This window comes from Sulfitobacter indolifex (assembly GCF_022788655.1).
Taxonomy (GTDB): Bacteria; Pseudomonadota; Alphaproteobacteria; order Rhodobacterales; family Rhodobacteraceae; genus Sulfitobacter; species Sulfitobacter indolifex.
Genome location: NZ_CP084953.1, coordinates 299,667 through 307,297, shown reverse-complemented (window position 1 = coordinate 307,297; position 7,631 = coordinate 299,667). Strand labels below are relative to the sequence as shown.

Annotated in this window: 5 protein-coding genes and 2 pseudogenes; 2 read left to right on the top strand and 5 right to left on the bottom strand. The window is 57.8% G+C overall.

Annotation, left to right across the window (positions count from 1 at the left end):
• Window positions 1–788: 788 nt before the first annotated feature.
• Complete coding sequence (locus tag DSM14862_RS18840; RefSeq protein WP_007121137.1) at window positions 789–1,886, bottom strand: tyrosine-type recombinase/integrase; 1,098 nt, start codon at window positions 1,884–1,886, stop codon at window positions 789–791.
• A gap of 124 nt (window positions 1,887–2,010) precedes the next feature.
• On the opposite strand from DSM14862_RS18840, the gene DSM14862_RS18835 reads away from it, so the two are divergent.
• Entirely contained in the window at window positions 2,011–2,895 is an 885-nt protein-coding gene (locus DSM14862_RS18835) for a DUF1403 family protein (protein ID WP_007121138.1), read from the top strand.
• A 2-nt stretch (window positions 2,896–2,897) separates the two neighbouring features.
• A complete protein-coding gene (scpB, locus tag DSM14862_RS18830; protein ID WP_007121139.1) occupies window positions 2,898–3,491 on the top strand; it encodes an SMC-Scp complex subunit ScpB in 594 nt (197 codons plus the stop codon).
• Window positions 3,492–3,937: 446 nt separating this feature from the next.
• Here scpB and DSM14862_RS18825 read toward each other — a convergent pair whose 3' ends face one another.
• The 4 genes and pseudogenes from DSM14862_RS18825 to DSM14862_RS18815 all read right to left on the bottom strand — a co-directional run bounded on the left by DSM14862_RS18825 (window position 3,938) and on the right by DSM14862_RS18815 (window position 7,551).
• The gene (locus DSM14862_RS18825; protein WP_007121140.1) at window positions 3,938–5,149 is read right to left on the bottom strand and encodes a Fic family protein; all 1,212 of its coding nucleotides are present in this window, start codon (window positions 5,147–5,149) and stop codon (window positions 3,938–3,940) included.
• A 108-nt stretch (window positions 5,150–5,257) separates the two neighbouring features.
• Window positions 5,258–5,457 (bottom strand): annotated as a pseudogene (locus DSM14862_RS22035) (hypothetical protein); the annotation flags it as partial.
• A gap of 358 nt (window positions 5,458–5,815) precedes the next feature.
• Window positions 5,816–6,731 (bottom strand): annotated as a pseudogene (locus DSM14862_RS18820) (nucleotidyl transferase AbiEii/AbiGii toxin family protein).
• Window positions 6,721–7,551 carry a type IV toxin-antitoxin system AbiEi family antitoxin domain-containing protein gene (locus tag DSM14862_RS18815; RefSeq protein ID WP_007121143.1) on the bottom strand — a complete coding sequence of 277 codons (831 nt, stop codon included), beginning with the start codon at window positions 7,549–7,551 and terminating at the stop codon, window positions 6,721–6,723. Before DSM14862_RS18815 ends, DSM14862_RS18820 begins: the two are co-directional and overlap by 11 nt.
• Window positions 7,552–7,631: the final 80 nt, after the last annotated feature.

The following is a 7,631-nucleotide window of genomic DNA, read 5'->3' as shown; positions in this document are numbered from 1 at the left end:
GATTCCCCCCAACAATCTCGTGTTTGTGCAAAAGTAAGTCCTTAGGCTCGCGTTGGGCACCCGCCTGACTGGGTAGTTTGTATTGGGCTGCTAATCTGCATTTCAGCTTATGGACAGTTCGGATGCCGCTGGTGAATGCAACGGGTTGGGTCAGCGCACCAGAAATCCGCTGTCAATGAAGGATGATGAAGGCGCGGTTCATGCCAAACTGCTTGCTGAGTACTGGGCGTTCAGAAAGGCAGGATAGTTCTCCCGAAGTGATCGACGCTCGTCTCAATGAGTTCGAAGTCACAATAAAGCAACTCGAAACATGGCCGTCGATCTTCGGCAAAGAGGAGTTCAGGCGGGCAGGGGCCTTTGTGACGCTTGACCGCTAAGGCGGGCTTGCCGTGGATCACGGCTTTGTGCGCCCTACGGACGAGCCTCGGGAACAGCCCTGAACTGGCGCTAGATGGGCGGGTAAAGACAGTGAGCAGCGCGGATGGCGCAGGTTATGGCACGGTGACCTTCGCTGCCAGGAGGCGCTTGTTGCGAGCGTGCTGGAAGAGGGTAGTGCCTTAAAAACCTTGTGCCAAGAGGCTTATCAATGGAACTGATCCCACCTTGGCGTTGTACAAAGCTGCGCGCCATTCTCCTGACATCGCCGGAAGCTGCCTTGAGTACACCTTAACCGATAACAAAGCTTGGCAAACGAGGGCATTTCAGGTGCGATAGTTCAATCAGGTTCGACATGTCGATCGCTCACCCCCCTCATAAAGAGCCAACACTATGACCACGCCGTGTGAGCTCTACAACCCCGCCGCGCGCGTCAGATTCACGCGGAACCGGTCGCGACGGCGTTGATATCGGCGGGTCATTTCCGCGCTCCCGTGTCCAAGATGCTTTTGGACATAACGCTCGTCAATCTCTGCTGAACTTGCGAGACCTGCACGCAGAGAATGGCCTGAGAACAGCGCCAAACGTTCTTTTTCGGGTAGTTCCGCCCGGATGCCAGCATCCAGCACGGTGCGTTTGATCAGGCGGGCGACGTGTTTATCATTGAGTCGTGCCTCAAGCGCCTTCGCGCCATCATGGGACGTGCGGACGAACACCGGACCAAAATTGATCTTCGCAAAATGCAGCCACTGCTTCAGCGCGTGAACAGGGCAGGTCTGGTCGCTAGAACCGCGACCAATCTCAACCTCACGCCAGCCAGTTTTGGCGTCCAGCGTGAGCAGGGCACCCTCGTCTAGGATCTCGATCCAACCGCCTGAATCCGGTGTGTCGTCTTTGTGAACATCCAAGCTGACGATCTCAGACCGACGCAGGCCACCGGCGTAGCCGATCAGCAGAATGGCTCGGTCGCGCAGACCACGCAGATCGAAGGTCAGGGTGGCCACCATCGCCAGAATGTCATCGCGCAGGATAGCATCTTTTTGCGTTGGTGGGCGGGCGTGTTTTCGCTTGATTCCGGCTAACACTGTGGCGATGTGGCGATCTTTGCGGTCCAGCGCGAACCCGCGCTGCGCGTAGTTCCAGGCGAGGCCAGACAACCGACGCTCGATTGTGGAAACAGTTAGAGGAGGCGTCGCTCCAATCGGAGCGGCCAGTTCGGTCAGGTAAAGGCCGATCATCTCAGGTGATGGGGGCAGGGGGGGCGTGCCCCGTAATCGGCACCAGCGAGCAAAGTGGTTCCAGTCTGCGGCGTAAGCTTTGTTTGTGTTCTCTGCGGTCGACGCATTGGCATAGTGGCGCGCCGTGTCAATCAGGCGATTGAGCGTCCCAGAGCCAGCCACGTCGGAGGGAAGTGCCAGAGGGTCGCTGTGCGACGCCTTATTCTCGTTTTCCTTGTCGGGGGGAGCCCTGTTCGATGCTGATGGGTGCGGATTTTCGTTGTTCTCTGCCATGGCTGAAGGATATCTCATTGCATCCGATAATGTAAACTTATTGGACGTAACTAAGTGCCGCAGGGTGGGGCGGTTTTGTCGCTATTTGCTGGCACAAAGAGCCGTCTCTTTGTATGTTTCCCGTATGACCTTTGCCCGCGCCAATCTAATCGAGTCCCTTGTCACGCTACCCCGGATGCCTGCCTGGGTCACCTCCGGACGTGTCGAAACCCCTGAAGATGTGGCGTTTTTGTCGGGTGCGGCGCTTGCTCACCTGCATCAAGTGTTGGCACGAGTCGAAGTCCCCAGAGCTTTGTTGCGGGAACGTTTCGCGCTGCGTGCCGCTGAGGCCTGTGCGGCGTTTTCTGGCCGTTCTGAGCGGGCCCGGGACTTGCGGGACGCGGTTCACCTGCTGCGCCCTGGCGATCTACCGGGGCCGGCAGGGGGAGGCTATTTGGCTTGGCGTCGCGCAGTCGAGCGGCCGGTGTCAGTTAGGGCGTTGAGCCGCGCCATACCTACCCTTGAGCAGGAGCAGATCGCTATGTGGCTCGATGCGGGGCAGGGGGCGCCGGTCTCTCGCGCGGCCATGGCGTTGGAGATGGTCTTGACCGATGCGCCGCGGGGAGAGCTGTCGGCGCTTATCTTGGCGGATGCGGCCCTCGCGCAGGCGCTCGGCTGGGATTATCTTGTGCCGTTGTTGGCCCAAGGCCTGAACCGTGCTGACTTGGTAAAGCGCGGGGAAGACCTGCGACTGGCCTGTCATCGCGCAGTCGCCTCATCGGCCGCTGAAGCCGTGCAACTCTCCGCCGACCTTGCGCGTCGGACGGCGCATCTGAAAGCAGTCGCCCCGAAACTCCGGGCCAAGGCCGCAAAGGAGGCGGTGGAGATTTTTTTAACCCGTGACGCGGTGACCCCGTCCGCGTTGCCTTTGCCAGATCGGGCAGCGCGGCGGCTGTGTGATCGTTTGATTGATCTCGGTGGGGTGCGTGAATTGTCCGGCCGTGAGACGTTTCGGCTCTACGGGGTTTAGGTATGGCAAAAGATCGCCCCGCGTCAGAGCTCGACCGCGAGCTTGCCGACCTGCCGCCCGAGCTGCGCTGGCGCGAGTGGATGCGCCGGATCGAGGCGGTGCTGTTCGCCAGTGCGTCGCCTGTTGGACGGGATGATTTGGCACGGGTGGTGGGGCAGGGGGCGTCGGTCGACCTGCTGGTCGAGGACCTTTCCGTAGAGCTCGAAGAGCGGTCGTTTGAAATTGCCCAAGTTGCCGGTGGGTGGATGTTTCGGACGCGGGCCGCTTATGCCTCAGCGATCCGCCTTGCTGCGGACATAGATGATCAGCTTACGGACCTGAATGCGTTCGACGTCGCAGTCCTCGCCGCCGTCGCATACCAGCAACCAATCACCCGCGATGGGTTGAAGGACATTTTCGGCAAAGAGATTAGCCGGGACCTGATTGGAAGGTTACATGCGCACAACTTGATTGGGACCGGGCCAAGGGCGCCCCGTCGCGGTGCGCCCTATACCTTTGTTACCACAGAGCAGTTCCTTGTCGCTTTCGGCCTGGAGAGCCTGCGCGATCTTCCCGATCAGGAGCAGCTCGACGACGCGGGGCTTGGTGTTGCGTAATTTGGAGAAAGCACGGTGGGTTCGAGACCCCTGTGCGGAATATTCGTGAAGGTCTTAATAGGCATTTCATTAGATTTAAGGAAGCCTGGGATGGGCGCCATTGCATTGCGGCGCCGGGACCGCAGCGGGGTCTGAAACCTCGACAACGGCGTATATTCACCCCAGAGTTGAGTAAGATCAATCGCAAACAGCTTTAAGCGCAAAGTTACTACAAAGTATTTTTTCTCAGATACCTTTGCGTACCACGTGGTTTGACAATCATCTTCGCCGGTTTTGATCCCGTAAGCGTGCGATTGCGTATTATTTTTAACGGGTGGGTATAGGACGGGGCGGGAACAGTTTAGAGTTCTCAGAAAAAGTGACGGCCGAAAAAGTCAAAGGTCAATCTGGCTGAATATGCGTTTGCTGACATAGCTGGAACGCGGGGACACGCGAGTCTCTTGCGATTAGGCAGGGGATGTCCGCAGGTCTCCCTCGGCAAAAAGATTGGGGAAAAGCCGTTCTCGATAGTCCAATGGAAACGCCACTCTCACCGGGGTCTTCGGCGAAGCGGAGGCGAGGTATCCCGCAGCCGTAAGTTTGCTAAGAGTATTCCGCGCGGTGCGCTCAGACGTCTTGAGGGCAATCTGCGCCTCGCCACGTTCAAGCGCCCCATGTCGAAGCACGGCCGCGATCAGGTCAGGTGCGCGCTTGTCATCAATGGTATCCTCCACGAGGCGCCGGTAGCGCTTTTCCAGCCCGGAGAGGTCAAACAGCTTTGTGGAGAACGCAATTTGATCGAAAGAGACCTTGAGGAACCACGCGCAGAACGTTTTCAAAGCGGCTTCGGAAAGGTTGCCGCGCCCGTCGCGGTCTCCACGTCGCGGGCTGTCCGCGAGATCCATCATGCGCTTGTATTCACCGTGATCCGCCAATCCGCGCGCAAGCCCACGGGACACCGACCACAGACCTTGGCCTCCAATTCCGGCCGTGAAAGCCATGGCATGTGACATCAAGCGGCTGACGCGTCCGTTTCCATCCGGGAACGGATGGATATAATTCAACCGGTGATGTGCTGACGCGATCGCGATGATCCGCCCGCTCGACGACCGTGCGGCGACCTGAAAACGCTTGTCGAAGTGATCCATGAAGGCTGCCACACGCGACGAGGAAGGGGGCATGTGGCGCCCAACGGCTACCTCCTTGTCGCCCTGTTGGCGCATGTGCCCGGGAATGATCGGTTCGCGTGTTCCATCGGGATGTTCGATCACCCGATACTCCTCGGGCATTTCGTCGTAGAAAACCTTGTGCACCCATGAAAGGAATTCAACGGACGTGGGACAAGGCAGGGTGCCAGCGCGATGCATGCCGTCGATTGCTCGCTGAACAATGACATGAGCCCGCGCTTCCAGGGCAAGCGGGCGGGCCTCCTCTTCGAGTTCGGCGCCGGCGAGCGCGCGTTCAATGTCTCGGGGGCGTGTGTTGTGACCTTCGATCAAGTTTGAGTAGTAGCAGTTCATTATGCGCACGAGGTCCGCAAGTTCCGCCGCGCTGTCCGGGTGCAACCCTTGTCCCAGCTGCGCAGCTTCTCTCTGGAGATCGACCGTAAGGTCGGCTAGCTCAGCGGGAATGTGCTCCTCGAAGAAGCACGGTTCGATTCTGCCAGGTGTTTCCAACATTTTTGCCGATCTTCCCCTCATGAATTTCCTTTCAGTATACATGTTAATACGAGGAAAGTTAAAGAAATTGCCGATATGGATTGCCGATCGTGAGTGCCGGCCGTCACGTTAAACCGCTGAGTCTGCAAATTGGCATGTCGGTCGTTCATCAGCGGCAGTTGCCGCTGATTTCCAAGCGTCGGATGCTTCCAGCCGATGGTCGCGGATGGTGAAAGCGAAACGTCGGCGGGTGGTGGGGAGAAACGATTAAGGGTTGCGGGCTGCATAGTAGCGAAGCGCTGCATTCCACTCGGTGATCGGACACTCTCATCGCCATTGTGCGCCGCACCAACAGTCCATTCGCGATGCATTCGATCTGAATGTGCAACAGATCGAGGATTTTCCTGACGAGAGGGCCAATCTGATACTGCGTTTCAATCGACCTTCTCCTGACGATCGCATCGGAAACGATTTCGGTATCGGCTTCGCTAACTATACTTACTAGTCTGCCCGGCGTGCCAGCTTGGCATCGCCTCTGGACAGCCGGCGAAACAACGAAAGCAGATCCCCTGACCTGGGCACCGCTTCGCGTTCGCAGCAGATTCCGGTAGCCAAGCACATCAAAAACGTGACCGGCATTCCTCATAATCGGGATTGTTCTCGAAATCAGCCATCTCTGATCCATCTTCAGCCGAGGAGTTTCTCTAGCTCTTCCCCTTGGGCGGTATGCTTCTTGGGGTTATCTGCTTTCAGCTTGTTCACGTTGATTAGCTTCCATCTGACCGCCAGAAGCTCGGCCGCTTGAGGGCGGTCGATCGCGACGAAGTCGGGGTCGCCTTCATGCAGGGTTCTCAGAAACCTCTTCGCGTCTTCATACATGCGGGATTGGATGTCCCCGATTAGACGGTCGCGCGTTGCGATCAATTCCGTAAGATTGACTGCTTCCTTTGTCATGCCCTCGAATTCCCGCGCATAGGGCTGATTCAGATTGATCAGGTTTGGGTTCAGCAGTTCGTGCGGCGGGCGTGGGGAACTCGCGATGTAGATCAGAAAAGTGCGGAACAACTCGTCGGTGAACCCTTCATTTTCGTAGAGCAGCTTGACGTCGTAGAGATCTCGCGGGTGCTGGCGATCAACAGCCGCATGTAGTTTCCCGCCGAACAAATTCGAAGGAAACGACGTTCATCGTCGCATATCCGAACTCTTCTTCGACGGCTTCCGAGACTTCGCGTTGTTCCGGATCATGCACGACGCCGCGGGTAACGGGGGAGGTTTCGATTTTGATTTCGGCTGTGCCGAGGCGTGTGAGCGCACCTGTGCCGCCGCCGCCGCCGCCAGCAATGCGCTGCGATTTGGCACCGGTGATGCCGCTTTCGATGGCGGCGGCAATCCGGTCCATCGCGTCGTTGATCTCGGCGAGGCTTTCGGCGCGGTCTTTGACAGGCAGATAGGTCAAATCGATATCGACCGAGAGGCGCGGAAGGTCGCGGTAGAAGAGGTTAATGGCCGTCCCGCCCTTGAGCGCGAATATCTTTTCATTGGCAACATACGGGAGCATGCGCACGAGCAGGGCCACTTGGGCGGCATAGTCTTCACGCGCCATGGCCACGTTCCTTACTTACAAACTCTTCGGGCACCATAATCCTGTAGCGCGGATGTATCTTGCCGCCTTTGACCAATGCGCGATCGCCGCTACCGAGGTCGAATTCTTCCGGATCGAGTTGCTTGCGCCAGGCATGGTCATGGCGGTCGGCGAACACGAAGAACAGGCGTTTGACCTTGATCTTCTTGCAACTGCTGAGCAGCGCCGACAGGGTTCTCGGGCGCAACGTCGTCAGGCTTTCGAACGCCATGTCGATGTTGTGAAAGCTTTCTTGATCCGGCAACTCGTCTAGCGCTTCGAGGATCGCGCGTTCTGGCGAGGACATCACCAGTTTCCAGTCCCATGGCAGGGACGATGCAGTCTCGTTGAGATTATTTTGCGCGTTATCGACACCCAACTCTGGATCGGAGAACAGCGATACGCTGCGGGTGCGGAGTTCGGCGTTGAGCGGTAGTTTTTCGAGCCAGTTGGGGATTTTTGAGCCGTAGAGCCAGACCGTGCTTTTGTTGCCGAGTGAGAGATAGTGCGCATAGCCTTGCAGGCCCAATGCCGTCGCCCCGCCGATATGGACAGGGTAGTGCATGATTTGCTGGAGCGAGAGCAGGCAGGTCTTCCAGTCGAGTATGTTCGTGGTGGCGCTGTTTGGTGCGGGGCGGCGGAAGACCCCGCGGCCAATGCGTTCTAGCCAGCCGCGTTGGACATAGGCGTAGGAGGAACGCCGGCCTATCCCGTGTTGCTCAAGCCAAGCGGAGTCCACGAGGAACCCCGTGGGGACAGCCTCAAGAAGGTTCTTTAGTTTATCGTGCTGTTGTCCACTCATAAGCGACGCAATGATTTATTTTTAAAGAGATCGCCACCTGATTCGGTGAAAGTCTGTTAGTATTCCATCAAGGATGGACA

Bases quoted from the DNA above. Each gene is read 5' to 3' on its own strand.
- DSM14862_RS18840 (WP_007121137.1), bottom strand. From the start codon at position 1,886: ATGGCAGAGAACAACGAAAATCCGCACCCATCAGCATCGAACAGGGCT.
- DSM14862_RS18835 (WP_007121138.1), top strand. From the start codon at position 2,011: ATGACCTTTGCCCGCGCCAATCTAATCGAGTCCCTTGTCACGCTACCC.
- scpB (WP_007121139.1), top strand. From the start codon at position 2,898: ATGGCAAAAGATCGCCCCGCGTCAGAGCTCGACCGCGAGCTTGCCGAC.
- DSM14862_RS18825 (WP_007121140.1), bottom strand. From the start codon at position 5,149: ATGTTGGAAACACCTGGCAGAATCGAACCGTGCTTCTTCGAGGAGCAC.
- DSM14862_RS18815 (WP_007121143.1), bottom strand. From the start codon at position 7,551: ATGAGTGGACAACAGCACGATAAACTAAAGAACCTTCTTGAGGCTGTC.